The organism is Micromonospora sp. DT44 (genome assembly GCF_049841635.1).
In the GTDB taxonomy this organism is placed as follows: Bacteria; Actinomycetota; Actinomycetes; order Mycobacteriales; family Micromonosporaceae; genus Micromonospora.
This window is the reverse complement of record NZ_JBNCKS010000130.1, coordinates 1-1,490: the sequence shown is the minus strand read 5'-3', so window position 1 is coordinate 1,490 and position 1,490 is coordinate 1. Positions and strand designations below refer to the sequence as shown.

1 protein-coding gene is annotated in these 1,490 nt (G+C 66.6%); it reads left to right on the top strand.

Features of this window, described 5'->3' with window-relative positions; genetic code table 11:
- The first annotated feature begins 172 nt into the window (after nucleotides 1–172).
- Nucleotides 173–1,366, top strand: a complete 1,194-nt coding sequence (locus ACLQ25_RS32565) for an IS701 family transposase (protein WP_425734565.1) — start codon at nucleotides 173–175, stop codon at nucleotides 1,364–1,366.
- Nucleotides 1,367–1,490 lie beyond the last annotated feature (124 nt).

Below are 1,490 nucleotides of genomic sequence, written 5' to 3'. Positions count from 1 at the left end.
TACTCCAGCCGCAGTTGCCTGATCTGGAGTTTTGGCAGCCCAACGGCATGATCGACGTTGTAGTTGAGCCTGCGGCGTAGCTGCGAATGTCGATGTTAGTGGGCGGGTGGGTTGCGTGGTCGCACCGTCTGTCTGTTGTGGTTAGTGGCAGGGCGGGCAGGCTCCCGTGCTTGTGTTGATCGATGAGATTGTGGGCTGGCGGGCGGGTCTGGATGATCTGTTGGCGCGGTTCGCGCACCGGTTCGGGCGTGCGGAGCCGCGCCGGCAGGCGCTGACCTACCTGGTGGGGTTGTTGTCGCCCCTGGCCAGCAAGAATGGTTGGACTTTGGCCGAGGCCGCCGGCGATGCGACGCCGGATCGGATGCAGCGGCTGCTCAACCGGTCGGCGTGGGACCCGGACGCGGTCCGCGATGACCTGTTCGCTTATGTGTCTGAGCACCTCGGTCACGGCGACGGGGTGCTGATCGTCGACGAGACCGGTTTCCTGAAGAAGGGCATCAAGTCCGCCGGGGTGCAGCGTCAGTACTCCGGCACGGCCGGGCGGACGGAGAACTGCCAGCTCGGAGTGTTCCTGGCCTATGCCAGCCCGGCCGGGCGCACGCTGATTGACCGGGAGTTGTATCTGCCCCGCGGCTGGTGCGACGACCCTGCCCGCCGTGACGAAGCCGGCATCGCGGCGGGCGTCGGGTTTGCCACGAAACCCACGCTTGGCCTGCGGATGATCGAACGCGCCATCACCGCTGGTCTGTCGACGCGGTGGGTCACCGCGGACGAGGCCTACGGACAGGACTCCAAGTTCCGGACCTGGCTGCAGCAGCACCGGATGGGCTACGTCCTTGCCGTGCCTCGAAACCAGCGGATCCCGACCACGGCGGGGAGCTCCCGCCCCGACGTCCTCGCCGCCAGCGCGCCGGCCCTGGCATGGAAGCGTCGCAGCTGCGGCGCCGGCGCCAAAGGACCACGACTCTACGACTGGGCGGTGGCTTCCCTGCCCGGCACCGCTGACGGCCACGGCCACGGCCACGGTCACTGGCTGCTGATCCGCCGCAGCATTACCAACCCCACGGACCTGGCCTACTACCTGTGCTTCGGTCCCGCCGACACCCAGGACGAGACCCTGATCCGGGTCGCCGGAACCCGCTGGGCGATCGAGGAATGCTTCCAGACCGCGAAGACCGAGGTCGGACTGGATCACTATCAGGTGCGTCGCTACGACGCCTGGTACCGCCACATAACACTCGTTCTGTGCGCCCACGCCTACCTCGCCGTCACCGCCGCCCACGCCAAAAAGGGGGCACTGAACCCGACCAGGACGGCCTCGTTCCTCTCACGCTCGGCGAGGTCCGCCGTCTCCTGGCACACCTGATCACCACCACCCAACCCTTCGACCACATCCATCGATGGTCACGATGGCGACGACGACACCAATACCGCGCCAAAAAAGCCCACTACCAGCGAAGACTCCAACTTCACCAGGTACGGCTGGAGTA